The 25644-nt window shown below is 67.7% G+C and carries 16 protein-coding genes; 13 read left to right on the top strand and 3 right to left on the bottom strand.

All coding sequences use genetic code 11. The annotated features are described in order from the left end of the window. Positions 1–4: 4 nt before the first annotated feature. The 13 genes from AC3EU2_RS03420 to AC3EU2_RS03360 all read left to right on the top strand — a co-directional run bounded on the left by AC3EU2_RS03420 (position 5) and on the right by AC3EU2_RS03360 (position 17550). On the top strand, positions 5–1492 hold the full coding sequence (locus AC3EU2_RS03420) for an SCO6880 family protein (protein WP_488178344.1): 1488 nt from the start codon (positions 5–7) through the stop codon (positions 1490–1492). Beyond that, positions 1489–1701, top strand: a complete 213-nt coding sequence (locus tag AC3EU2_RS03415) for a hypothetical protein (RefSeq protein WP_488178343.1) — start codon at positions 1489–1491, stop codon at positions 1699–1701. The genes AC3EU2_RS03420 and AC3EU2_RS03415 overlap by 4 nt, the downstream gene beginning before the upstream one ends. Next, entirely contained in the window at positions 1689–3212 is a 1524-nt protein-coding gene (locus AC3EU2_RS03410) for an ATP-binding protein (protein WP_488178342.1), read from the top strand. The genes AC3EU2_RS03415 and AC3EU2_RS03410 overlap by 13 nt, the downstream gene beginning before the upstream one ends. 14 nt (positions 3213–3226) lie before the next feature. Then, the gene (locus AC3EU2_RS03405) at positions 3227–4300 is read left to right on the top strand and encodes a peptidoglycan DD-metalloendopeptidase family protein (protein ID WP_488178341.1); all 1074 of its coding nucleotides are present in this window, start codon (positions 3227–3229) and stop codon (positions 4298–4300) included. Between the two features lie 30 nt (positions 4301–4330). Further along, complete coding sequence (locus AC3EU2_RS03400; protein ID WP_488178340.1) at positions 4331–4804, top strand: hypothetical protein; 474 nt, start codon at positions 4331–4333, stop codon at positions 4802–4804. Then, positions 4801–6252, top strand: coding sequence for a type IV secretory system conjugative DNA transfer family protein (locus tag AC3EU2_RS03395; protein WP_488178339.1), 1452 nt, complete (start codon positions 4801–4803; stop codon positions 6250–6252). The genes AC3EU2_RS03400 and AC3EU2_RS03395 overlap by 4 nt, the downstream gene beginning before the upstream one ends. Further along, positions 6249–6503: a hypothetical protein gene (locus tag AC3EU2_RS03390; RefSeq protein ID WP_488178338.1), complete on the top strand. Its 255-nt coding sequence runs from the start codon at positions 6249–6251 to the stop codon at positions 6501–6503. Before AC3EU2_RS03395 ends, AC3EU2_RS03390 begins: the two co-directional genes overlap by 4 nt. A gap of 711 nt (positions 6504–7214) precedes the next feature. Further along, complete coding sequence (locus tag AC3EU2_RS03385) at positions 7215–8669, top strand: type I restriction-modification system subunit M (RefSeq protein ID WP_488178337.1); 1455 nt, start codon at positions 7215–7217, stop codon at positions 8667–8669. Continuing rightward, positions 8666–9832, top strand: a complete 1167-nt coding sequence (locus AC3EU2_RS03380) for a restriction endonuclease subunit S (RefSeq protein WP_488178336.1) — start codon at positions 8666–8668, stop codon at positions 9830–9832. Before AC3EU2_RS03385 ends, AC3EU2_RS03380 begins: the two co-directional genes overlap by 4 nt. 3 nt (positions 9833–9835) lie before the next feature. Then, positions 9836–10921, top strand: a complete 1086-nt coding sequence (locus AC3EU2_RS03375; protein WP_488178335.1) for a hypothetical protein — start codon at positions 9836–9838, stop codon at positions 10919–10921. Between the two features lie 9 nt (positions 10922–10930). Then, complete coding sequence (locus AC3EU2_RS03370; protein WP_488178334.1) at positions 10931–14281, top strand: DEAD/DEAH box helicase family protein; 3351 nt, start codon at positions 10931–10933, stop codon at positions 14279–14281. After that, the gene (locus AC3EU2_RS03365) at positions 14278–16542 is read left to right on the top strand and encodes a KAP family P-loop NTPase fold protein (protein WP_488178332.1); all 2265 of its coding nucleotides are present in this window, start codon (positions 14278–14280) and stop codon (positions 16540–16542) included. Before AC3EU2_RS03370 ends, AC3EU2_RS03365 begins: the two co-directional genes overlap by 4 nt. 294 nt (positions 16543–16836) lie before the next feature. Beyond that, positions 16837–17550: a hypothetical protein gene (locus tag AC3EU2_RS03360; RefSeq protein WP_488178331.1), complete on the top strand. Its 714-nt coding sequence runs from the start codon at positions 16837–16839 to the stop codon at positions 17548–17550. Positions 17551–17792: 242 nt separating this feature from the next. On the opposite strand, the gene AC3EU2_RS03355 is transcribed toward AC3EU2_RS03360, so the two are convergent. The 3 genes from AC3EU2_RS03355 to AC3EU2_RS03345 all read right to left on the bottom strand — a co-directional run bounded on the left by AC3EU2_RS03355 (position 17793) and on the right by AC3EU2_RS03345 (position 25642). Beyond that, on the bottom strand, positions 17793–18677 hold the full coding sequence (locus AC3EU2_RS03355) for a hypothetical protein (RefSeq protein ID WP_488178330.1): 885 nt from the start codon (positions 18675–18677) through the stop codon (positions 17793–17795). A 131-nt stretch (positions 18678–18808) separates the two neighbouring features. Beyond that, positions 18809–24175 carry a MobF family relaxase gene (gene mobF / locus AC3EU2_RS03350; RefSeq protein WP_488178329.1) on the bottom strand — a complete coding sequence of 1789 codons (5367 nt, stop codon included), beginning with the start codon at positions 24173–24175 and terminating at the stop codon, positions 18809–18811. A 270-nt stretch (positions 24176–24445) separates the two neighbouring features. Continuing rightward, positions 24446–25642: an MFS transporter gene (locus tag AC3EU2_RS03345; protein ID WP_488178328.1), complete on the bottom strand. Its 1197-nt coding sequence runs from the start codon at positions 25640–25642 to the stop codon at positions 24446–24448. Positions 25643–25644: the final 2 nt, after the last annotated feature.

The raw sequence follows: 25644 nt of genomic DNA, 5'->3' as shown, positions 1-25644 counted from the left end.
CGCCGTGTCCCACATCTACGCCGACTACGCCCGCGCCCGCATCGGCTTCTTCTTCGGGCTGACCGGTTGGCAGCTCGCCCTCCTCGCCGCTGCCGCGCTGCCGCCGCTGTGGACCCTCGGGGCGGGGGAGTGGCTGTCCACCGCTGTAATGACGACCGGGTGGGTCCTGCTCGTCGTCCTCGTCGTCACCCCGATCCGGGGCCGCTCCGCGACCGGGTGGCTGCTGGCCGTCGCCGCCCACACCACCGGGTCCTGGGCGGGCTGGACCGCCTTCACCAGCCGGGCCGCGTCCGGCACGGTCACCGACGAAGCGCAGGTGGACCTGCCCGGTGTCCTGGCCGGGATCGAGATCCACGACGGCCCACCCACCGGCCCGCACGGCCGGCGCGTCGCCCTCATCCAGAACCACGCGGTCCGCACGTGGGCGGTCACGGCCGCCGTCACCCACCCCGGGATCGGGCTGACCGAACCGGCCGACCGCGACCGGTACGGGGCGGCCCTGGCCCTCCTGCTCGACGCCGCCAGCCGTACCGAGCTCGTCGACGAGGTCATCGTTATGGTCCGCACTGTCCCTGACGACGGCGCCGAACGCGCCCACTGGCTGGCCCGGCATCGCAGCGCCGGCATCCCACCCGCCGTGCGCGCCATCACCGACGACCTGTCCACCGTGCTGGCCGGGGCGTCGGTGCGCACCGAGGCGTTCGTCACCGTCGTCGTCCCCGAGAGCCGGCTCGCCAAGCCCGCCAAGGAAGCCGGCGGCGGCATCGACGGCCGCGCCGTCGTCCTGCACGGGCTCCTCGGGGAGGTCGAGGCCCACCTGCGCGGCGGGCTCGGCATGACGAGCGTGGACTGGCTCACCTCGCCCGAGCTGGCGGCCGCATGCCGTACCGGGTTCGCCCCCGGCGACCGTGCCGCCCTCGTCGACGCCGCTGCGGCCACCGCTCCGGCCGTGCCGTGGTCGATGGCCGGCCCGTCCGGCGCCCAGAGTTCGGCGCGGCACTACCGCCACGACGCGTGGTCGTCGATCTGCCTCACCCTCACCCTGCCCGTACGGGGCGCGGTCATCGGGGCATTGGCGCCGGTGCTCGTGCCCGGCGTGGGGGAGCGGCGCACCGTCATGGTGTCCTACCCGGTGCTGTCCGCCCGCGCCGCGGACCGGCACACCGCCTCCACGCAGTGGTCCGCCGACATGGCCGACGGGCTGCGCACCAAGGCGAAGGTGCGCCAACGCACCCGATCCCGCCAGGAGACCGACAAGGCCCGCGGCCTGGACGCCAAGGTCGCCCGCGGCCATGCCCTGATTCGCCCGCACGCCATCTGCACCGTCACCGTCCCCGCGACCGCCCGCGTCGCCGACCACGGCCGGCGCCTCGACGCCGCCGTCCGCTCCGCCGGGTACGCCCCGCTGCGGCTCGACCTCTCCCAGGACGCCGCGTTCTGCTCCGCCGTCATCCCCCTCGGGGTCACCCTCGCCCGCAGGAGCGCGTCATGACCGGCTACCCGCACCGCTACGGCACCAGCGCCGACGCGAACCGCCACTACGCCATCGCCTGCGTCGCCTCCGCCGCGATCCTGCGCCGCGAGGGCCACCCCGACGCCGCCCGCGACCTCGAGACCGCAGCCCGCCACGCCGACCCCGACCGGGCCACCGACGAGCCCGCCTCAGGTGCGGGGCAGCAGGTGCCGTCGTGGAGGCGCTGACCCGGCGCCGCCCGCGCGGGCGGTCCCTGCCACAGCTGCTCGCCGACTTCGGCCACGACCTCCCACCCGCCCCGCCCACCCCGGCCCGGCGCGACGAGGGCCGCCTCTTCACCCGGGCGCCCCGCCGCGGACCCGCCACCCCCGGCCGCGGCTGGTCACCCTCGCCGGCCGCGCCGATCGCGACCTGGCGGATGACCTCCGACCAGACCCCCGTCCTGTGGCCCTTCATCGCCACCCCCGGCCTGCCACCGACCGGTGCCCCGATGGGCATCGACGTCCTCGCCGGAGGCGTGTTCCACGCCGACCCGTTCGGGTGGGTCCTGCGCGACGACGTGCCCGTCACCAACCCCAACGTCATCTGCTTCGGCAAACCCGGCCGCGGCAAGTCCGCCACCACCAAGGTCTTCATCCTGCGAATGATGGACGTCGGCTACCGCACCCTCGTCCTGGGCGACCCCAAGGACGAGTACGAGCCCCTGTGCCGGTTCCTCGGAGTCGACCCGGTCACCATCGGCCCCGGCCTGCCCGCCCGGATCAACCCCCTCGCGTTCGGCCCCCTCGGCCACGGCTGGGACCGGCTCGACCCACAGCAGGCCCAAGCCCGAGCAGGCATCGTGTTCGGGCGCTGGCTCACCCTCGTGCGCGGCCTCGTCGGCTCCCAACGCGTCGGCGCCGCCGCGGTCCCGTTCGGGCCGGTCGAGGAACAGGTCGTCAAGACCGCCCTGCGCACCCTCACCGGCTACACCGACGCCGCAACCCGCCTGCGCGAGACCACGATCCCCGACCTGTGGCACCTGCTGTCCAACCCCACCGACGACCTCGTCACCGCCTGCCGGTACGCCACCGCCCGCCAGCTCCTCGACGAGACCCGCCTGCTGCGCGACGCCCTCTCCCAGCTCGTCGACGGCGCCCTCCACGGCCTGTTCGACGGACCCACCACCATCGACCTCGACTGGGACGCCCCCATCCAGTCCCTGTCCCTGTCCCGGCTAATGCCGCTGGGAGACGAAGCGGTCGGCATCGCCCTGACCTGCCTGTCCTCCTGGGGACGCGGCATGCGTGAACACGCCACGGCCCGCGACCTGCGGGTCATCGTCCGCGACGAGGTGTGGAAGCAGATGCGGCTCGGAGCCGACGCGGTGAAGTCCTTCGACCAGGACCTGCGTCTGTCCCGCGCCGACGGCGACATCCAGTGGGCCAACGCCCACAAACCCGCCGACCTGCTCTCCGTCGGCGACGCCGGATCTCAGGCCGTCACCATCGCCAAGGACCTGCTGCACCTCACCGACATCCGCATCCTGCACGGCCAGGACCAAGCCGTCGCCACCGACCTCGACACCCTCCTCGGCCTCGGACCCCTCGCCCGCGACGTCGTCACCGGATGGGCCATGCACGGCAAGGGCCGAGCCCTGTGGTGCGTCGGCGACCAGCAGTACAAGGTTCAGACAGTGCTGCACCCCCTCGAGGCGCAGCTCACCGACACCAACGACGCCATCGCCGGCGCCGCCTGACAGTCATCCCACTGATGAGCAAGGCCTGGCTCGTCGCAGCCGCCGCAGTACTCACCCTCGCGGGCGCACCGCTGGCCGCCGCGCTGGTTGTCGCCACCGGCGCGACCGTCGCCGCGTCCGACCAGATGGGCTGCGAGACAGCCGCTCTCGCGGTGATCGGGGAATGGCAGGCACCGTTCCAGCAGCCGTACACCCGCACCTCACCGTTCGGGCGCCGCTTCCACCCCGTCCGCCACCAGTGGCGCCTGCACTCCGGGGTCGACCTCGCCTCCCTGCCCCGACCCGGCACCGTCCACGCCGCCCACACCGGCACGGTCACCGCCGCCGGGCCCCGCGGCAGATACGGCAACGCCGTCGACATCGACCACGGCGGCGGCATCACCACCCGCTACGCCCACCTCGCCCGCATCGACATCACCGTCGGCGCCACCGTCACCGCCGGGCAACGGATCGGGACCGAAGGCTCCACCGGCGCTTCCACCGGCAGCCACCTCCACTTCGAGGTCCGGGTCAACGGCACCCCCGTCGACCCCGAACCGTTCATGGCCGCCCACGCCGCACCCCTCGACGGCACCCCCGCCCCTTCCGCTGCGCCGGACCCCACTCTGACCTCCGCCGTGCTGCCGGCCGCGGGATCGCCCCGCCTGCACTCGCTGACCATGCCGCCCGCGCCCATCCCACCTGAGATCCTCACCCTTTACCGGGCGGCGGGGGAGCGGTACGACGTTCCATGGCCCCTGCTCGCCGGCATCGGGATGGAGGAGACCCGCCACGGCAGTATCGAGCACACCTCGCTGGCCGGCGCTCGAGGACTCATGCAGTTCATGCCCGCCACCTTCACCGCGTACGGCGTCGACGGCGACCGCGACGGACGGGTTGACATCACCTCTGATGCTGACTCCATCCACTCCGCCGCCCACTACCTCGCCGCCACCGGCGCAACCACACCCGGCGGGGTGCGGGCGGCGCTGTTCGCGTACAACCACGCCGACTGGTACGTCAACGACGTCCTCACCTACGCCCATGCCTACTACGGCACCGCACCGCGTGACTGCCCTCCGACCGAGGACGCCCTCGTCAACGGGTGACCCCCAAGAGCGCCACACCCGCCTAGGGAGGTGACGACCGACCACCAGGAGGAGGACCCGATGCAGCAGTCCCGCCGAGCCACCCCACACCCGCCCGGGTGGGAGATCCCCGCCACCTGCCTCCTCGCCGCCCTCACCATGCTCGCGCTGGCCGCGCACGCCGCCCGCGCCACCGCCAACGCCATCGCCGTGGGCAGCTGGACCTGGACCCCACGCGACCAGCTCGTCACTGCCCTGCCCGGCATCCTCGCCGGCGACGCCGGCGCCGGCCTTCCCTCCGGGGTCGGAGCCAGCGCCCGCCTGCTCTACACATGCCTGGCCGTCGCCGAGCTCGGGGCCCTGGCCGCCATCACCGTCACCGCCGTGGTGGGTATGCGGCGGTGGGGGCCATCCCGGCTGCGAGGCATGGCCAGCCGCGAGGACGCCGAGAACCTGCTCGGGCTCCGCCGGCTCCGCCGGGCCGCGCCCGTCATCCGCCCCGATCTGTACGGCCGCCGGCGATGACCCGCTTCCACCCCACAGACAGCGGCTGGCGCCTCGGCCACGCCCGCGAACCCCGCGGCGGAGACCTGTGGGTCCCGTGGGACCGTACCGCCGGCGTGATCGGCCCCCAGGGCTCCGGCAAGACCCTCGACCTGCTCATCCCCGCCCTGCTCAACGCCCCCGGTGCGGCGCTGGTCACCCTCACCAAGGTCGACGACCTCCTCCTCAGCCTCGACGCCCGCTCCACCGGCGAGCGGCCCTGCCTCGTCCTGGACCCCTTCGGCCTCGCCCCCGGCCTGCCCGAGCTCGTCTGGGACCCCATCGCCGGCTGCGTCGACCCCCTCGTCGCCGAACGACGCGCCAAGGCGTTCACCGCCGGCACCATCCGCGGTGCCGGAGCCCGCGGACAAGGCGACGACGCCGCCCGCTTCTACGCCGCCGAAGCCGCCAAGGTCATCCAGGGCTACTTCCACGCCGCGGCCCTGACCGGACGCAGCCTCGACGACGTCCTGCGCTGGGCCGCCCACCCCACCGCCGCTACCGAACCGACCGAGATCCTGCGCGCCCACCCACACGCCGCACCCTTCTGGCACGGCCTGCTCCACGGCGCCCTGCGCGGCGACGACCGCACCGCCGGCAACACCATCACCACCGTCCAACAGGCCTTGGCCCTGTTCTTCCAGGCCGACACCCGCCGCCGCTGCGTCCCTGGACCGGGACGGCCCGCCACCGACATCGCAGACGTCATCGCCGCCGGGGGCACCATCTACCTCCTCGGCCGCGACAGCCCCTACGAGTCCGCCTCGCCCCTGCTCACCGCCGTCGCCGAACACGTCCTCGACACCGCCCTGCACGCCGCCGGCAAATCGCCGTGGGGACGGCTGTGCCCACCGATGCTCGCCTGCCTCGACGAGCTGCCCTCCACCGCTCCACTTCCCACCCTGCAGACCCGCATGGCCAACGAACGCGCCCTCGGCATTTCCTTCCTGTGGGCCGCGCAGACCCGAGCCCAGCTCACCCAGACTTTCGGAGACCACGAAGCCCGCGCCGTCCTCGGCCTGACCAACGTCCTGGTCATGTTCGGCGGCTCCAAGGACGTCACCTTCAACCGCGAGATCTCCGACCTCCTCGGCCCCGTCCGCGTCCCCCGCACCACCTGGCAACACGGACACAGCCGCCGCTCCATCTCCGGCGAAGACATCCCCATCCTCACCGGAGCCGAGATCCGCCAGCTCCGCGACCGGCACGCGCTCGTCATCGCCGAGAACGGCAAACCCATCCTCGCCCGACTCCACCGCAGCATCGACGGACCCAACGGCAAGCGACTCCTGCACGCCCAAGCGGCTAACCGGGAACAACTCACCGCGGCTCGCGCCCACGCCATCCCCACCGAGGCCCGCACTACCACCGCGCTCGTCGAAGCCCAACGCGCCGGACTCACCAACACCCACGGAACAGCCGCACCATGAGCATCCACGACGCCACCACCCCAGAGTCCGGGGCGCCCCTCACAACGCCGTTCCCCAAAGCCGGCAGACTCATCGAACACGCCTACTGGGAACTCACCATCGCCGCCACCGGTACCCCAGAACAGCTCAAAGCCCTCGGCGACATCCGCCGACTCCCAAAACCCTGGGAACCACCCACCTGCACCCACCCCAACCTCCGCCTCGAGCTATGGGCCTGGCTCGACGACGTCGTCACCTGGATCAACCACTAACACATCTGGGACACCACCAACTACATCCCTTCGTGCTGGCCCAACCACCCCCACCTCATCCACGAACTCGCCGTTCTCACCGACCAACGACGCCGAGCCGGCAACGCCCACACCAGCGACGCTCTCGAAGACTGGCACCGCTACGCCCTCCCCTGCTTCCTCGACCGCATGCGCAACCAGCTCAAGACCCACTGCGAAGACGGCCACCAAACTTGGCCCTCCACCAGCCGCCACGCTCGCCACACCAGCGACGCCCACCGACGCCGACGGCATCAGTCCTTCAAGAGGGACCTCGAGGCGATGGCCCCCTTGACGAGCCCCGACGCCACCGGACAAGCCGGAGCCCGGTTGCACCTCGTTGACGGCGTCTTCCTGGACGGGGCAACAGGCGAGGTCCTCGAGTAGCGAACATGCCGATGGTCGCTAGTTCGCGAGACAGCGTCACTCCGCCCAGTATGGGGAACCGGCCAAGCCCGTGGGCGCTAATATCGCTCCGGCCACTGGGTGCCGCGTCACAGGGCCGCCCGGTCCAACGCGTAGACCCAAGCGACCATCCAAGGCGCGAGTTGCCCGACCGGGACTACTGCTGCACTTATAGGTGCCAGGTTGGGTCAGGCGGCCGCGCATCCTGAAGGGCTGCCTGGAAGACAGCGGGCCGCACGGGTCACCCATGTCCAAGTCCAAAGGCCCAGCTCTTACTAGAGTTCGCCTGTGATTACTGGTGAGCTGAAGAGCAAGATCGACCGCGTCTGGGACGCCTTTTGGTCAGGGGGCATCAGCAACCCGCTCGAGGTCATTGAGCAGATCACCTACCTGCTGTTCATCCGCCGCCTCGACGACATCCAGACGCTGGCCGAGAAGAAGGCGCGCATGACCGGCGGCGCCATCGAGAGCCCCATGTTCCTGCCCGGCCAGGCTCACCTGAGGTGGAGCCAGTTCAAAAACGCCTCCCCCGAGGTCATGCACAAGACCATCGCCGAGGAGGTCTTCCCGTTCCTGCGGACCATGGGCGACGGCACCACCTACACCGAGCACATGAAGGATGCCCGCTTCACCATCCCGACCCCGGCGCTGCTGTCCAAGGTCGTCGACATGCTCGACGACATCCCAATGGCCGACCGGGACACCAACGGTGACCTCTACGAGTACCTGCTCTCCAAGATCGCCTCCGCTGGCGTCAACGGACAGTTCCGTACCCCTCGCCACATCATCGACCTAATGGTGAAGATGACCGCGCCTCAGCCGGCTGACGAGATCTGCGACCCGGCCTGCGGCACGGCTGGCTTCCTCGTCGCCGCCAGCGAGTACGTCCGCGACACGCACGCCGACGCGCTCCTCGACCTTGTGCAGCGCAAGCACTTCCATGCCTCGATGTTCCATGGCTACGACTTCGACTCCACCATGCTGCGCATCGGCAGCATGAACATGTTGCTGCACGGCATCGAGTCCCCGGACATCCGCTACCGCGACTCCCTGTCCGAAGGGGCGAGTGAAGACGCCGACAAGTACACCCTGATCCTCGCCAACCCGCCCTTCGCCGGGTCGCTCGACTACGAGTCGACGGCGAAGGACCTTCAGCGGGTCGTGAAGACCAAGAAGACCGAGCTGCTCTTCCTCGCGCTGTTTCTCAAGCTGCTCAAGCCCGGTGGACGAGCGGCAGTCATCGTTCCCGACGGTGTCCTCTTCGGTTCCAGCACGGCACATAAGGCGCTGCGAAGGATGCTGGTCGAGGACCAGAAGCTTGACGCCGTGGTGAAGCTGCCGTCAGGTGTCTTCCGCCCGTACGCCGGCGTCTCGACCGCGATCCTGTTCTTCACCAAGACCAACTCCGGCGGCACCGACGACGTCTGGTTTTACGACGTCCACGCCGACGGCTTCAGCCTCGATGACAAACGCAACGCAGTCGAAGCCAACGACCTCCCCGACGCGCTCGCTCGATGGCAGAACCGCGGCTATGAGAAGAATCGCGCCCGCACCGAGCAGTCCTTCCTCGTGCCCAAGGACGACATCGTCGCCCAGGGCTACGACCTATCCATGAACCGCTACAAGGAGATCGTCCATGACGAGATCGAGCACCGTGCGCCGCTGGAAATCATCGCCGACATCGAGACGCTGGAGGACGAGATCGCCAAGGGCCTCGCCGAGCTGAAGGCGATGCTCTCGTGACCGCACTCGGAGAGGTGTGCTCAGTTCGTTCCTCGCTTGTCGATCCAACTCGGCCCGAAATCGCACGCCTTCCGCACATCGCACCAGATTCCATCGAAAAGGACTCAGGTCGTCTACTTGGCTATCGGACAGCCGGCGAAGACGGCGTGACCAGCGGCAAGTATCGATTCGAGGCAGGCGACGTCCTCTACTCGAAGATCCGCCCGAACCTGAACAAGGTGGCTGTCGTCGACATCGCCGGGGTCTGCAGTGCGGACATGTACGCGCTCGATGTTGACCGTGATCTCGCCACTCCCAAGTACGTCGCACACCTACTCCGCAGCCAAGGCTTCCTTGACTACGCGACGTCTTTGTCAAACCGCGCGAACATTCCGAAGCTCAACCGCGAGCAACTCCTCCGATTCGACCTAGATTTGCCGTCGGTCACCGAGCAGGGGCGCATTGCCACGATCCTCGACCACGCTGACGCGCACCGCACCAGGCGCCGCCAAGTGCTCTCCCACTTGGAGACGCTCCCTGTGGCGATCTACGAGTCGATGTTCGGCGATCCTGCGGTTAACCCACACGGATATGCAGTTGCCTCCATCCGGTCGCTCGCCACGAAGTTCAGCGACGGACCGTTCGGCAGCAATCTGAAGAGCAGTCATTACACGTCTGAGGGAGTGCCGGTAGTTCGCCTCCAGAACATTGGGGTGGGCCGCTACCTCTCGGCCGACAAGGCGTACGTGTCAGAAGCTCACTATGCGTCGCTCGCGAAGCATGACTGTCAGCCGGGCGACGTTCTCATCGGCACCTTGGGCGACCCCAACCTCCGGGCATGCCTTCAGCCTGATGACATGCCGATCGCTCTGAACAAGGCCGATTGCATCCAGTTGCGCGTTGACGATTCAAGGGCGAACGCGACTTGGGCGTGCTGGCTTCTGAACATGCCTGGGACCCTAAACCTCGCGTTGGCTTTCGCTCATGGCCAGACGCGGACCCGGATCGCGATGGGACAACTTCGCGAGCTTGAAGTGCCAGTGCCGCCGCTGGACCTTCAATGCGAGTTCGCCGAGCGGATGGAGCAGTTCAACACCCACAGGGCCGCCGTGCTGCGTGCCCTGGCGGCCGGTAACAAACTCTTTGCGTCCCTTCAATCTCGCGCCTTCCGAGGGGAGCTGTGACCGATGCCAGTTGAGATGAAGATGTGGCGCATCGATGACGATGAACCGCAGCCGCTCACGACAGCCGTCCTTCCGGCCGAGAAGGACCTTCACCAGTTCCTGGCCAAGGATCCTTCGCTCCTCGGCGAGCGCCTGCTGGTCATCGGCAGCGAGGTGCTGACGCCGTACGGCAAGCGCCTCGACCTGCTGGCGATCGACGGCGACGGCAATCTGCATCTGTTGGAGCTCAAGCGCGACAAGACTCCTCGGGAGGTTGTTGCCCAGGTTCTCGACTACGGCTCCTGGGTCACAACACTCTCCCGAGACGACATCATCGACCTCGCGAGCAAGCACCTGAAAACACCATTCGAGGCCGTGTTTGAGAAGACTTTCGGGAGCCCGCCTCCCGACGAACTGAACGGCGAGCTAAACCTCACCATCGTCGCCGCCGAACTGGATTCCAGCTCGGAGCGGATTGTCACTTACTTGCGCAACTTCGGCGTACCGGTGAACGCGGTCTTCTTCTCGTACTTGGAGGACCAGGACCGGCGCTATCTCGCGCGGAGCTGGCTGGTCGACGACCACGTCATTTCCACAGCGCCCGGGGCGAAGAAGGGCAAGCGAGCCCAGTGGAACGGCCAGGATTGGTACGTCAACTTCGGCACCCACGGTCGCGACTGGCAGGACGGCCAGACGCTCGGATTCGTCTCCGCTGGCGGATCGGCCCGTTCGTCGGGGACGCTGCGCACCATTCCCGCCGGCGACCGGGTAAACGTCTACATACCGGGAAGTGGCTACGTGGGAGTGGGCGTCACGCTCGCAGAGCCCAAGCGCTTCGACGAGGCGCTCATAGAGCAGAACGGGGCGTGGGTTCCGTTGGCACAGCAGACGCTTAACGGCAGCTATCGACACCTCGATCCGGGGCAGGTGGAGTCAGACGACATCTCCGAGTGGGCCATTCCGGTCCGATGGCTGGCCGCCGTCCCGCTGGCGGACGCGTTCTCGGAGGCAGGAATGTTCTACAACCCCAACACTTCTTGCAAGCTCCGTCAGGAGTTCACGCTGGCACGTCTCGCCGACCACTTCGGTCTCGACAAAGACGGCGAGTGATCGACGCTCATGGGGAACTTCGACTTCGTCCGCCAGACGCTGCCGTCACTCCATGACGACTGCGCTCGGGCTGAGTCGTACCTGTTGTCCGACCCGCGATCGGCCTGCTTTTACAGCCGTCGGGTCGTCGAGGAGCTCGTCGGCTACCTGTACGACGTCCTCTCGCTGCCCATCCCGTACCGCGACGACCTCGCGGCGAAGATCAACGATGCTGCATTCAAGGCCAAGGTGCCGCAGGGCATCACGCAGAAGATGACCGCGATCCGTCGCATCGCCAACACGGCCGTCCACGAGAAGCGGCAGATCCGCCCGGACGTGTCACTGGCCGTGCTGCGCGAGCTGTTCAACGTCGTCGTGTGGACGTCCTACCACTACTCCCCTGCGCCGACAGTGGTGCCGCTGCAGGCCCAGTTCGACCCTGCCCTCGCGGCCAAAGCCGCACCGCTGTCACTCGAGGAGGTCGCCCGCCTCGCGGCGAAGTTCAAGGAGCAGGACGAGACCCACGCCCGCGAGCTCGCCGAGAAGAACGAGCGGCTGGCCGCGCATGAGGCGGAGATCGCCGAGCTGAAGACTCAGATCGCAGCCGCTCAGGCAGCAGCCGCGCCGGACACGCGCGACTACGACGAGGCCGCCGCGCGGAACCTGTTCATCGACGTCTTGCTGCACGAGGCCGGGTGGACGCTGGATGAAGAGCGCGACCGGGAGTACCCCGTCACGGGGATGCCCAACGCCCAGGGGAGCGGCTTCGTCGACTACGTCCTCTGGGGCGCCGATGGTCTGCCGCTGGCCGTGGTGGAAGCCAAGCGCACCGCCAAGTCGCCGGAGGTGGGTCAGCAGCAGGCCAAGCTGTATGCCGACTGCCTGGAGAAGCAGTTCGGCCGACGACCCGTGATCTTCTATACCAACGGCTACGAGCACAGGATCTGGGACGACGCCGGCGGTTACCCACCGCGCGAGACCCAGGGCTTCTACACCCGCGACGAGCTGGAGCTGCTCATCCAGCGCCGCCAGACCAAGCTCCCACTGTCATCCGCGCAGGCGAACACCAACATCGCTGGCCGCCCGTACCAGGTGCGGGCCATCAAGGCTGTTGGTGACGCGTTCGACCGCAAGCAGCGCGAAGCCCTCCTCGTGATGGCAACCGGCTCGGGCAAGACCCGCACCACCATCGCGATCGTCGACCTGCTGCAGAAGGCGAACTGGGTCAAGCGCGTGCTCTTCCTCGCTGACCGCACCGCTCTGATCAACCAGGCGGCCAACGCGTTCAAGCAACACCTGCCGGGCTCGACGACGGTCAACCTCGTGACAGAGAAGGCGATCGAGGGACGGGTCTACGTCTCGACGTACCCCACGATGATGAACCTCGTCAACGAGATGGACGACGGTACTCGCCGCTTCGGGCCTGGCTACTTCGACCTCATCGTGATCGACGAGGCCCACCGCTCCGTCTACGCCAAGTACGGCGCGATCTTCGACTTCTTCGACTCACTACTCATTGGCCTCACCGCGACGCCCAAGGACGAGGTCGACCACAACACCTACCGGCTGTTACACCTCGAAGACGGCGTCCCCACCGACAACTACCCCCTGGACGAAGCAGTCGACTCCGGCTACCTCGTGCCCCCGAAGGGCATCAGCGTCGGCACCCAGTTCCTGCGCTCCGGCATCAAGTACGACGACCTCACCGAGGAGGAGAAGGACCAGTGGGACGCCCTCGACTGGGGCGAGGACGGTCCGCCCGACGAGGTCGGTGCCGAGGAGATCAACCGGTTCCTGTTCAACGAGGACACCGTCGACAAGGTCCTCAAAACCCTAATGGTGCAGGGCTACAAGGTGGCCGGCGGGGACCGTCTGGGCAAGACGATTATCTTCGCCAAGTCCCAGAAGCATGCCGAGTTCATCGAGAAGCGCTTCAACCTCGCCTACCCCGAACTCGCCGGCCACTTCGCTTGCGTGATCACCCATGGTACGCCGTACGCCCAGTCGCTGATCGACGACTTCTCGATCAAGGACAAGGCGCCGCACATCGCGATCAGCGTCGACATGCTCGACACCGGCATCGACGTACCCGAAGTGGTGAATCTCGTCTTCTTCAAGATGGTGCGCTCGAAGTCAAAGTTCTGGCAGATGATCGGCCGCGGCACCCGGCTGTGTCCTGACTTGTTTGCTCCCGGCGAGGACAAGCGGGACTTCCTGGTCTTCGACTTCTGCGGCAACCTCGAGTACTTCAGCCAGGACCTCCCCGGATCCCAGGGCCAGAGCCAGGCGTCCCTCTCCCAGCGCCTCTTCGAGGCGCGACTCGGGCTTGTCACAGCACTCCGCGACAACGAACCCGATCTGCGCTCGTCCACCGTGAAGACACTGCAGGAGGTCATCGCCGGGATGAACCTGGAGAACTTCGTCGTCCGCCCGCACCGCCGAGCCGTAGAGAAGTACGCGTCAGCAGACGCGTGGAACCAGATCGTGCCCGAGGACTCGGAGGAGTTGCTCACGCTCGCCGGACTGCCGTCCTCGGTCCGTGACGACGACGAGAACGCCAAGCGCTTCGACCTCCTCATTTTGCGTCGCCAGCTCGCCCAGCTCGACGGCGATGCCGTGCTGGCCGAGAGGCTGCGCGAGTCCGTCCAGCACATCGCCGCCGCGCTGCTCGGCAAGATCACAATCCCGAGCGTCGCCGAGCAGGCCGTTCTCCTGGAGTCGGTGGCCGGCGACGAGTGGTGGATCGACGTGACGCTGCCGATGCTGGAGCTCGCCCGACTCCGCATCAGAGGCCTCGCGCGGTTCATCGAGAAGACGGCCCGCAACCCGATCTACACCGACTTCGAGGACACGATCGGAGAAGGCGTCGAGGTGGTACTGCCCCGCGTCACCCCCGGCACCAACTTCCAGCGCTTCCGCGCCAAGGCCGAGGCGTACCTCCGCGACCACCTCGACAACCTCGCCCTCCAGCGCCTCCGCCGCAACAAGCAGCTCACCGCGAACGACCTCACCGAGCTGGAGCAGATGCTTGTCGCCTCCGGCGGCCAGCAGGTCGACATCGTCTGGGCGAATGAGCAATCCGGCGGTCTCGGCATCTTCGTCCGCAGCCTCGTTGGCCTCGACCGCTCGGCAGCGATCGAGGCGTTCGAGAACTACCTCGACAGCACGGAGTTCTCCGCTGATCAGGTCCGCTTTGTGAACCTCATCATCGACGAGCTGACCAAGAACGGCGTCATGGAACCTGCACGCCTCTTTGAGTCGCCCTACACCGACCACTCCCCCACCGGCCCCGACTACTTCTTCCCGGACGCAGACGTCGAGGTCATCGTCGAGACGTTGAGCGGCATCAAGCGCAAGGCCCTACCTGAGGAGGTCGCGTGAAATTCGATCGGAAGGATCCGGTCACCTCACGCGTGCCGAGGACACTCGCCCGGAACACCAAGTCGCTCTATGCCGACGACGCTGACGGTCTGGACCGCGACGTCCTCAATCGAAAGAGGCTGGCAACGCGGCTGGGGCGAGCCGTCAGAGACCTTGCGGAGGAGACCGAGAGCGCCGTTGTTGGTCTGGTCGGCCCGTGGGGATCCGGCAAGTCCAGCTTGCTCGGCCAGATCGAGAAGGACCTTGCCGAGCACGACTGGTACATCGGACGGCACAACCCTTGGGCCTATTCCGATTTAGCAGGCTCTGCCGCTGGCTTCTTTGCCTCTCTCCGCGACGCCGTTCCTGAGGATGTCCTCGGAAAGGAATGGCGCGCGGTCGTGGGCGAGTGGGTCTCCAAGGCAGCACCGCTCGGCGCGGCAGGCGGCGTCGCGGGCGTCGACGGGTCCGGCGCGATCGGCGCGGTCGGTGCCGTCATCACCGGCGACCGCAGCCCGGCACGTCTCCGCGAGACCGCAGCTGAAGGGCTGACCAAGATCGATCACCCAGTCCTCATGGTCCTCGACGACCTCGACCGACTAGCCCCCGACGAGCTGCTCTACACGTTCAAGCTCGTTCGACTCCTCGGCCGGCTGCCAAACGTCTACTACCTGCTCGCATACGACGAGGCGACCCTCACAGATCTTCTCGAATCGACCGATCTGGTGGGCAAGGGAACAGGTCGCGCGCAGCAGTACCTCGAGAAGATCATTCAGGTTCGCCTTGAGATTCCACCCATGCTGCCAGAGCAGCAGGCAGCACTGGCGAACGCCGCAATTGACGAGATTTGTGCGCGGCGGGGAATAACGCTGTCGGCCGGCACCAACCGTCGAATACAGCGGATCTGGCAGGACTGCCTGTCGACCTACCTAGACCAACCACGCTCAGTGAAGCGCCTCTTCACCCAGGTCGACGCTACGTGGCCAGACGTCGCCGGAGAGGTCGACTTCTCCGACTTCATCGCCATCACATTCCTGCGCGTCTTTGAGCGTCCGACACTTGACCTGGTCGTCAACCATCGCGCTGAGATCCTGCAGCAGGCCTCCGCCTTCAGCTTTGGAATGCGACAGGAGTCGCCGCAAGACCGATGGGCACGGTGGAAGCAACGGATCGCCGACGCTGGGCCGCGGCACCCCGGTGCGATCGAGGCCCTATTAGCGCACCTCTTCATCTCTATCCGCGGCGCCCGCGAGGGCACGACCTACGCGGGCTCCTCCTACCAAGACGACGTCACTCAGAGGATGGGTGTCGGCACCTCCGAGCACTTCGACCGTTACGTCCAAGTCGGCGTCCCAGAGTCGGACCTGCCCGAGTCGACCGTTAGAGCAGCAGCTGACGAGTTGCGGGCGGGCGAGTATGGCGCCGCGTTGGCTGAGCTCGTTCGTCGAATGGGCCAAGACGCCGCTCCCGGCTTACGCAAGCTGCGCCGAGAGCACCTTTCGTCGCCGCTGCCTGCATCGACGACCCTCCCCCTGCTCAACAGCCTCTACCTGCCCGCGATGGACCAGAAGAGCGGTCCACTCGGGCTCTCGCCGAACTTCGGCATCATCGGTCTAGCCATGGACGTGCTCGACAAGACCGAAACCGCGACCGCGACCACTTTGATCGAGCAGATGGCTCGCTCGGACGCAGACGGGCTCGCCCTGGCAGCGGACTGCGTGCGCATGGCGCTCAAGGAGTCGGACACGCCACACCCGTGGGCAGCAGGCGCGAAGGCTCCTGTCGCGGCTGCACTCAAAGACGCAATCAGGGCGTTCGCTAGTCAGCCGGCCAGATCCCAGCCTCGCCTGTTGTCCTACCTCTACGACCACCTCCACCTCGCCGAGCCGGCAAACACCCGCGAGCTGCTCTGGGAGGCCGTTGACTCCGGCGCGTGGGAACTGCGCGAGGTGCTCGGGCTGTTGATCCCTCTCGGGCAAGCCAGCAACGGCGAGGCCACATGGACCTCCATGGGCGACTTCTCCGAGAGCGCGATCGAGGACTTGCTCGGCGTTGACGCGGTGCTGGCCCGGATCCCCGAACAGCCGAACCTGCTCGAGCGCCACAACCCGAATGACTACTTCGATCGGCGAGTGGACGCCGACGATCTCGATGCGAGAATCGAGTACGCCCTCACCGGCTTGGAGCGCGTGCGGGCACGGCGGCGCGAGGAGACGGAGACCGCTGACGCCGAGTCGACACCAACACCCGACGAAGGCGAGCAGCTCAGATCAGACACCTGATCGCCCAATGCCGCTTGCGCCCACGAGCATTCGCACATGAGAGCTCGTCTTCGACGTCGACCTCCACTCAGCGGCCAGGGGCTTGGCCGCCTTCGAGCGAGCGCAGCGAAGGCTTCGGACACTGGGAGTTGACCCGCGTCACACCGCCGCTATCTCTCGGCATGTCGATCGGCTAGGTGACGGCAGGTAGGTGAGACCCGGGGTACCCCACGCTGAGACGGCGAAGGGTCCAAGTTTGAGGGGATGCGGGATCAAGCTCCAGCCCCACTCCTCGCGGCCAATTAGAGTTCTGGCATGCCCCGCGCCCGTCCACCCGACCACCCAATCCGGGGGCCACTGATCGGATGGGTGGTGGTCGCCGCCGGTGCAGTGATCGCATCCGTGTCGACCTTCGGTGACCGATGGGGGCGCGCACTGTCCATCATTACCCTGATGGTGGCCAGTACTACCACTTGGTGGGCCGTCATGGCTGATGGGGTGCGGCGCGCAGTCTTCGCTGGGGTGGCGGCTCTGGCTGCCGCGTGCTGGATCGCAACCGCCATCATCTTCTCGCCCGCGCAAGGAGAGGTGAAACCTGAGGCGGACGGCAAGACCTCGACGCCCACCCTCCAGACGTCAATTGCCCCGGACCCTTCCACGTCATCGACCTCACCCACACCGACGAGATCTCTTCCACCGGCCGTTGTTGGGGCCGAGGCCCCAGTGAAGCGAATGTCGGCCGGGCGATCCGCGGAGTTCTTCGATGGGCAGGTGCGCGTGGGCATGAAGGACGTTTTCGCCACCTCTGCGATTTTCACGACTGAATCACAGAATGATGCCTGCCGGGGCTATCCTGACATTGGCCAAACACTCGTCCTTCGGGGTGAAGACCCTTCGAACGCGAGCGTGGGAGAACCGCGAATTTGGTATCGGATAACGTTGCTCAGTTTGCAAAAGGCGAGCGCTGACCTCCGCATTGAACGTCTCATCCAGGTCGAGCCGCCTCATGCCTCAGCCACCTGCATTTGAGATCGCTGAGCCCAACTAGCGAATCGCTCTTCTCCCGGAATCGAGAAGGCCAACGTCGTCAGACCGTCACCGCCCGATCGGAGTTTGCGAAGGCCCATGGCGTGCGTACCGGGACGATGCGTCACATCGCCGCGAGTGACGCCCGTGCGGACGTGCTCACATGCCGCCGACGAGGCGGCGCACCGAGCCTTTCACTCCGACGGCAGCCTTATGCCCGATGAGTCGGACAGCAGCAAGCTCAGCTAGAGCAGGACCACATGCAACTTTTGCTTGACGTCCAGCCGCAGTGCCCGGTGCAGTTGAATGGCGAACCGCGGTTCCGTCTCCTCTTGCCGCTCGCCTTCAAGGTCCACGTTCTCACTCCAACGCGGCACCGCAGATTGGTAGTCAAAGTCCTCGTCACGCCCGGCTAGGTCCAACGGGTTGAAACGTCCGGCTAGCCAGGTGTAGGCATCGAACTCCCACGGCCACGTGGCCCCGACGCGGACAGTGTGGACGTGCCCGCGTCCCGAAGGGACCGGCGCCGCTAACACGCCGCAAGGCGAGAACGAACGAGGCAGGATCACGTTGTTGTAGTAGTTGATCGCATCACTTGCTCCAAGTGGCGCAGGACGGAACATTCCGCGCGGAAGTTGTACCAATTGGGGATTCACACTGAATCGGCGATGGTCAATCTGGTAAATGGCCAGTCGTCCCGAGACCGCGTAGGTTGTGCCGCCCACCTCTACAGATTGTCGACGCAGAAGTTTGATCTGATTCCTTGTGACGCGGGACTTCAGCGCCAAGTCTCCGGCCGCGTTGATGCCGCCCAACTTCGCTTGGTACAGGAGCATCCGTCGGGCGTGGACGTCAACGATGGCAATGTCAGCGCCGAAATGGTGCTTCTCCGCTGGCCCTGTAGTTGACGCGGCTGACATGACTGGCCCGCATCGCCACAACGGTGCCATCACAGAGTCTGTGACCCCAACCTCGTTGAGGTCGAGCACTGTCGGGGTTGTGATGGCCGGCGCTTTGCGTCCTGCCAGCGTCAAGCCAGCGGGGGCGGCAAGCGCGTAGTCGGACAGAGCCAGGTAGGCGCGCCACGACGCGAGGCCCAAGGCGCCGGCCAGTTGGTTCTCTCGACTCACGATGCCGATCCTGACATCGTCGGGTGCTTCTAACCTCCACGAGGCCCTTGCGTCTAAGACTCAAACGACCGAGCTGAATGCTCGAGCGAACGTTCGGACATGCCGCTGAGGACGCGTACGTACCGCAGTCGTCAGCGACGCGCGGGCGACGAGCTATTAGGCTCCGTCGGGGGAGGGGCAACTCGGTGTTCCGCTGTCATTGGCTTCGACGCTATCGACGAAGTTCTTCGCGTGATGACAAGGTCCGCAGTGTGCCGTGGGTCGTGGACCCAGAGTCCGGCGGTCGTAACCAAGGAGGTCGAGAGCAACGCTGGCGAAACGTGGGCCGCCCTGGCCGCCTCGTCGATCAGTTGCGGCCAGTGCTGGCTTGGGCTCGCGGCGATGATCATGGACAGATCTCGTGCGGCTTCTTGATCGCCGTCGTGTGCTGCGAGCTCGATAAGGTCGGAGGCAAATAGCCGCGAGGCGCTCAAAGCGTCAGCGAGGGCCTCGGGACCGCGAGCCATTAGAACGTCGCCGGGGTCCTTGCCGGAGGGGAGGCGGGACTTCCGAGGGACCACCCCGTGCTGCGCAAGGAGCCAGAAGGCACGTTGGGAAGCGGCCTGCCCCGCGGGGTCGTTGTCGGTCGCCACAATGAGTTCACTCGCGGTGCCGGCGAGCTGTCGTGCTTGGGTCTGGGTCAATGCGGTGCCCAGTGGAGCGACACCGATGTAGGCGCCGTTACCGGTTTGGTTGATGGCGAGGGCGTCCAGCGCGCCCTCCACGAGCACGGGGATTGCGCCGGCGAGGATGGCCCGCGAGTCGTGCCCGTAGAGCACGTCACCCTTGTGGAACAACGCGGTCGTCGGGGTGTTGAGGTACTTCGGCGCATCCGTGTCCTGGGCGTTGGGGTGGCGCCGGGCGACGAACCCCAAGATCTGGCCATTGGTGATGATGGGCAGGGTGAGCCGGTCGCGGAATCGGTCGATGAGGTGGCCGGTGCGGGCGCGACTTGAGATGCCGACCGCAAGCAGTTCGTCCTCCGTAACGCCGCTGCGGCGAAGGTGGTCGGTGATGTTGGTCCAGCCGGCCGGGGCGTATCCGCAGCCAGCCGGTGCGGTCGGGACGCGAAGGCGGTCGCGTACGTACGACTCGGCCCAGGTGTCAGCGAGATGCGACGCGTAGTAGGCCTGAGCCATCGCGTTGATCTCTACCGCGCGCTGTGGCGTGAAGGGTGCGTCGTCCCACGCTGCGGCTCGTGCGACCTCGTGCTCGATCTCGGCGTCACTGCGCTGGAGGACGCCCATCGCGGAGCGGGCCAGGCCGAGGGCGGACAGCTCCGATTCGGTTGCCTCCGTGGGAGTGGGCTGCGCTGCAGGAGTGATGTTCTCGACGGGGGGTATCCACGTCTCATCGTCTGTGTCCGTGACCGGTTCGAGGTCCAGGTGCTCGGGTGGGATGGGGTCGGTCAGCAGGCTGAGGCGCCACGCCATGGCCTGGCACTCGTCGACGTCGATGGTTGCCTCATGGGAGCTGGCCATGTTGAGGACCTCGGCGAGTGGAACTCCTTGAGCCAGTGCGTGGTCGGTGGCGGCGACGAGGGCCGGCCACCAGCGACTGGCCTGGATGGCGATCGCTTTCTCGAGCCCGACGCTGGTCTGGAGTTGCCCAGCCCAGGCCGGGGCCAAGGCGGTGGCCTGGTCGACTGCGGTGGTGGTGGCGGGAGTGAGGTGTCGGCTGATGCGCCACCACAGCGCCGCAGCGGGGTGGTCATCGGGCAGCGGCGCTGCGGCGGCGATGCGTAGCAGGGCGTGGGCGTCGATCCCGGCGCGGGCCACATCGCGCAGTTGTTGGGCGAGGCGAGGGGTGTATGGGTCGTTGACGGCGTCTGGGATCAGGGCATGAAGCCTCAGGGTCCACTCGGCGAGGGCGGGGGAGTCGGGGGTTCCGAGTCTGGCTTGCAGCGCGCGTTGCCAAAGGGCTTCGGTCCGGGAGTACAGGCGCGGCCCGGTGGGTCGCGTGTCAGCCGCCAGGATCCCGTGGGCTGCCCGCCAGACGGCAATCTCTGCGAGGACGGTGCGCGGAACGGGATCGCCTGCCCGAGCCCAGTCAGGTGCCTCTTCGGTGGCGTTCGCGGCGTCTGCGACTTCGCGGGCGAGCGAGGCGGTTAGGGCGGCTCGCTTGGCGAGGTATGGACCCCACGTGGGGTCTACTGCCAGGGCTGGAGGCACTCCTGGCATCCATGGCAGGGGTGCTCCGCGCGTGAGAGGGCTGTCGTCGAGGCGCCAGTCGATGACCGCGGAACGGTCGTCGGCGGTGTCGATCTCTCGCTGTGCGATGGCGGCGCGCAGATGCGCTGTGGGGTTGGCGCCCGTCGTGGCCAGGAGAGTGAGGTGGCTGCGAAGCGTCGGCCAGGCAGGCTCGTCGGTGATTCCCGGCAGGGCCTGTTCGGCGTCGGCGTCAAGGGCTGCGAGGGCAGCAGTCCCGAAGTGCTGTTCGGCGGCGTGGTGCAGCGCATCGCGGTAACGGGCGGAGGCTTCCGCGAGCCGAACGGTGGGGCTGCGCTGGTCTCTGAGCAGGGTGCTGGCCGAGACCTGGTGATCGTCTCGTTTGAGGATGCGTTCGAGGATGTCGGTGGCGGTGGACGGGTGGACGTTCTCGGGGCGGATGGTGCTGTGCGGGTCGCCGTCGCCGGCGGTCTGGAGGTAGACGTGGTTGGCAACGCCTCCGCGCGTGAGCATTGTGTAGAGCTGCTGGCGGGTCTCGGATCCGGTGGCGAGCCCATGCATGGTGCCGACGGACAGGCCTTGGGCTCCGTGGATGGTGGTGGCGTATCCGAGGTCGACGTGATCGGCGACGTACTCGGCCGGTAGTCGCACCTTGCGCGCGGCCGAGGCATGGCGCACGGTCATCGATTGGTCCGGGTGGATGGCCTCGATGGTCCATCGGTCGCCGTTCTTGACCCATTCGTGGGCGTCGAGCAGCAGACGGCGGTTGTTCTTCCGCGTAATGACGGCGTCGCCGGGATGGGCGGTGCAGCCGTCCGCAAGGATCACTGCTGAACCGGCTTGGGTGTGGATGCGTTGGTGGTGCTGAGCACGCCGGTTGAGGTCGCGGACGAGTTCTCGGGTGGGAGCGATCATGAGGCTGCTGAGGCCGTTGGCGCGGTCGGCGGCCCACGCCGTGAAGGCGTTGTCGGTAATGGTCGTGAGGCCGCCCACGTGCACGCGGTCGTGGTCGAGGTAGAAGCCGAGGGCCTCGGGGTGCCCTTCGCGCAGCGCTAGGGAGGCGGATCCTTCGGCCGGGTCTACGAAGCGGACCAGTTCGGTGAGGTGAACTGCTCCATGGGCGGTGGCGATGTCATGGAGGACGCCACCTGCCCCGATCGCCGAGAGCTGGTGCTGGTCTCCGACGAGTCGGACCTGCCCACCTCGGCCGGTGATGTAGGCGATCGCTGCGTCCAGGGTGAGGGTGTCCGCGAGGCCGGCCTCGTCGACGATCGCCAGGGTGGATGGCCCGATGTCCAGTGCCCAGTCGGGTAGGTCGTTGTGCGCGATGGACCAGGTCAGCTTGGCGAGAGTGTCGGTGGTCGAGCCGATGTGGTCGCGCAGCACGGCGGCTGCGGCGGCGGAGGGGGCAAAGCCGATGACGGTCCCGCCGCTGCTGGTCCAGGCAGAGGCGAGTGTGGACATGGCTGTGGTCTTGCCTGAGCCGGCTGGTGCGAGGGCAAGTTGGACGCGCAGTCTCGAGGTTGCCATTGCGCGTACCAAGGTGATCTGGGCGGCGTTGAGGGTGACCCCATTGGCGGCCTGTTCCAGCAGCGCGAGGGACACCGCGTCCTGACTCGCCGTGGGACGGTCAGCGATTCCGGCTGCGGCGACGACTCGCTGCTCCGCCTCGAGGACGTCGCGGCTGGAGTAGACGGCAGCTCCGGCAACCGAGTACACGCTGGCTCCGTCTTGGCGGCGCAAGGTGTCTGGCTCGCTGATCCCGTCGTCGGTGGGGGTGAGCCGGATCGAGCCCGTCTGCAGGACGTGGGAGGTAATGAGGTCGACCAGGGCTTCGACGTCGTCAGGTGCCGCTCCGCTGGAACGGATCTGGCGGTGGGCTTCGGAGCGCACGTGCCACACCTGCCACGTGGTGCGATGGGCCTGAATGGTGCGAAGGACCAGGTCGGCCATCGCCGGGACAGCCAGGGCATCGTAGTCAGGATCCGGCGCGTCGGTAGTTGGTGTGAGGGTTCGCTGAACCATCGCGGTCACCTCCTCGGCGCCGCCGAGCACCTCCTGCGCCTGAACAGCCCATGTGGCGCGCTGCTCGTTCAGGGTGCGTGGTTCGTGTTTGGCGTCGCGCGTCTCCAGGGTGGCGACCTGGGCGAGGTGGATGGACTCGACCACGGTCGGGGGCCGCCCGTGCTCGGACTGGAACCGTGCAGACAGCTCGTGGGTGCGACTGACGATGCCGGCGCGCCGGCTCGACCATCGGCTGATCAGGCGGGGCTCGACGCCGACGACCTCGCGCACGGGCCGGCGGGACGGGTCCGCTCCAGGGCGTTCGGCGAACCGAACGCCGAGGCGACGACGCAGGTGCGTCTCAAGGGCCGTGTTGTACGTCTCGGACGCGGCGACGTTCGCCTTGTATAGGAGCCGGCCGTCGATGGCCAGCCACTTGCCCGCGAGCGTCTGGACTTTGTTGGCCACAGCGACGTGGGTGTGCAGGTCCGGATCCCCGGCGCGTGAATCGCGGTGGACAAACGCGGCTCCCACGAGACCGGTCACGTCCACTTGCCGAACCCCGCCCTTGCCCTCCCTCGTGTAGAGCGCCTGCGTCTCGATGTACGCCAGGGCGTCCCGGACGGCGTCGTGGTGAGCCATTTCGACCTGGGCCGCGACCGCTGCTGGCGCGACGGCCCAGAGCGCGCTGACCGACTTCACGGGTGAGAAGGTCAGGTCGAAGCCAGCGATCGCGGTGGTACGTGGCCTCGAGTACCTCGCGATGGCGGATCCGAGCTCGCGAGCGTCGAACGGGTCGCGCCCCTTCTCGTTCCGGAACAATCCCAGAGCGACCTCGGTGCGAACACGGGCTTCCAGGTCCGGGGACGCAGGCGCCCTGTCGGCTCCGGGCGCCTCCGCGAGGAGGACGTCGATGCGACGCGCTACCTCTACCTGGAATCCGGTGACGTCACCCGCGTAGGTCGCGAATGGTGCACCCAGCCGGGTGACTGCCGTGCGGTTCCGGTCGGTGATGTCCGGGCCTGCGAGTGAGTCCGAGAACTTCCGGGCAAGGGGATGCAGGCCCTTTCCGTAGAGGGCTTCCATCTGGTCCTGGGTGACCTGGTCGCCACTCGCGAGTCCCTGCACGCCGGACATCCCGCGGCCGATCCACTGGCCCGGGGTTTCGCCCCTCTCGGAGTAGTAGGTCGCCAAAGGCTCCCGAGCGCCACCGGTGCGGTCATGAGCAGCGACCTGCTTGGTCAGGTAGGTGTATCCGGCCCCCGCCGTCAGCTTGTGCAGACTCATCGTCACGACCACCCAATGCCCGGCTGTCGGCCTTGGCGGTCACCTCATCAGGCAACTGGGGACCCGGGGTGCATGAGGTGTGTGGCCTTTGATCCGGCATCGACACTGGGCGAGACGAGGGCTCGGTCTTGCTAGGGGACGGGGAGTTCGAAGGTGGCGAGCGCCTATGTGCGGGACTGTCAGGCGAAGAGTGGAGCGCGATCGAGAGCGGGTCGATGCCAGTGGGCTCCGGCGCCGCGTCAACTCAATGGGCAAGCGCGGGTGCCGCCCTCAGTTAGGCGTACGAGAGCCGCTGGGGGGTAAGCGACGGGCCAGAAGGCTGACGACGGCCAGCCCGCCGGCCGTCACGAGCAGTACTCCGGCGGCGCCGGTTCCGGTGGCGACCACACCGGCGGCAGCCGGAAGCACCACCTGGCCGGCCCGGTTGCCGACGAGACGCAGCGACATCGCTTTTCCCCGGGCCCCTGCGGGTGCTGAGTCCGACAGCCACGACATCGTCAGTGGCTGTCCTACCCCGAGCCCGAACCCGGCCACGGCCAGGCACACCGCGAGCAGGGGGACGCCCACGGGTGCCGCGGCCGCCGCGAGGGCGGCGGCAGCAATGACGGTGAACGAGACGAGGAGGCGGCGGCGGCCCAGCCGGGACACGAGGGGGCCCAGCGCGATGCGCGAGGCCATGGACGCCAGTCCTCGAGTGGCGAGCAGGAGGCCGACGGTGCCGGCGGGGATGCCGCGCTCGGTGCCGAGGGCTGGGACGTACGCGAGGGTGATGTCGACGGCGGCTAGGACGACGCTGCTGGTGATCAGTGCCTTCGCCAGCCCGGGAATACGCACCAGCGACCGGGTGCTGACCCCGTCCTCGGCGCTCGAGGACGGGGCGGCAGGGGTTCGCCTGAGCCCGACTGAGATCGCGACCAGCGCGACCGCGGCGCCGCAGGCGGTGGTGAAGACGGCCATCGTGTCGGGGATGGCCCGGTCCGCGCCGAAGGGCAGCAGCAGTCCGGGTCCTATCGTCTGGCCCAGTGACGCGGCGAACGTGTAGCGACCGAAGGCCGAGTCGGCCCGGCCTCCTGCCGCCCGGTTGGCCACCCAGGTCTGCTCGGCGATGACGCTGCCCAGGTGTCCCATCCCGAGCAGGATCGTGCCGACGACGAGACCCGCGACGGCGCCGCCGGACAGCGTGAGCGTGAGGGCGGCCGCGAGGACAAGGGCCGCGCCGGCGAGGGCCATCCGTCGCTCTCCCACCCTGTCGGTCAGCGCGCCACTGGGCAGGGCCAGCATCAGGGGCGCCGCGGCGAAGGAGGCGGAGAGCAGGCCGAGGACGCTCCCATCGAGGCCGAGCTCGATGGCGCGGTAGCTGGTCGTGGGGCGCAGGACGAAGGTCAGGACCTGGACCAGCAGGGCGTGCGACAGCAGCACGAGCCACGGACCGCGCGGTGCCGCCCCGCGCCTGTCGACGGTGAACACCG

The sequence above is a fragment of the Knoellia sp. B-D-2 genome (genome assembly GCF_057714695.1).
Note: the sequence above shows the minus strand (reverse complement) of the source record. Positions and strands in the feature narration are given on the sequence as shown.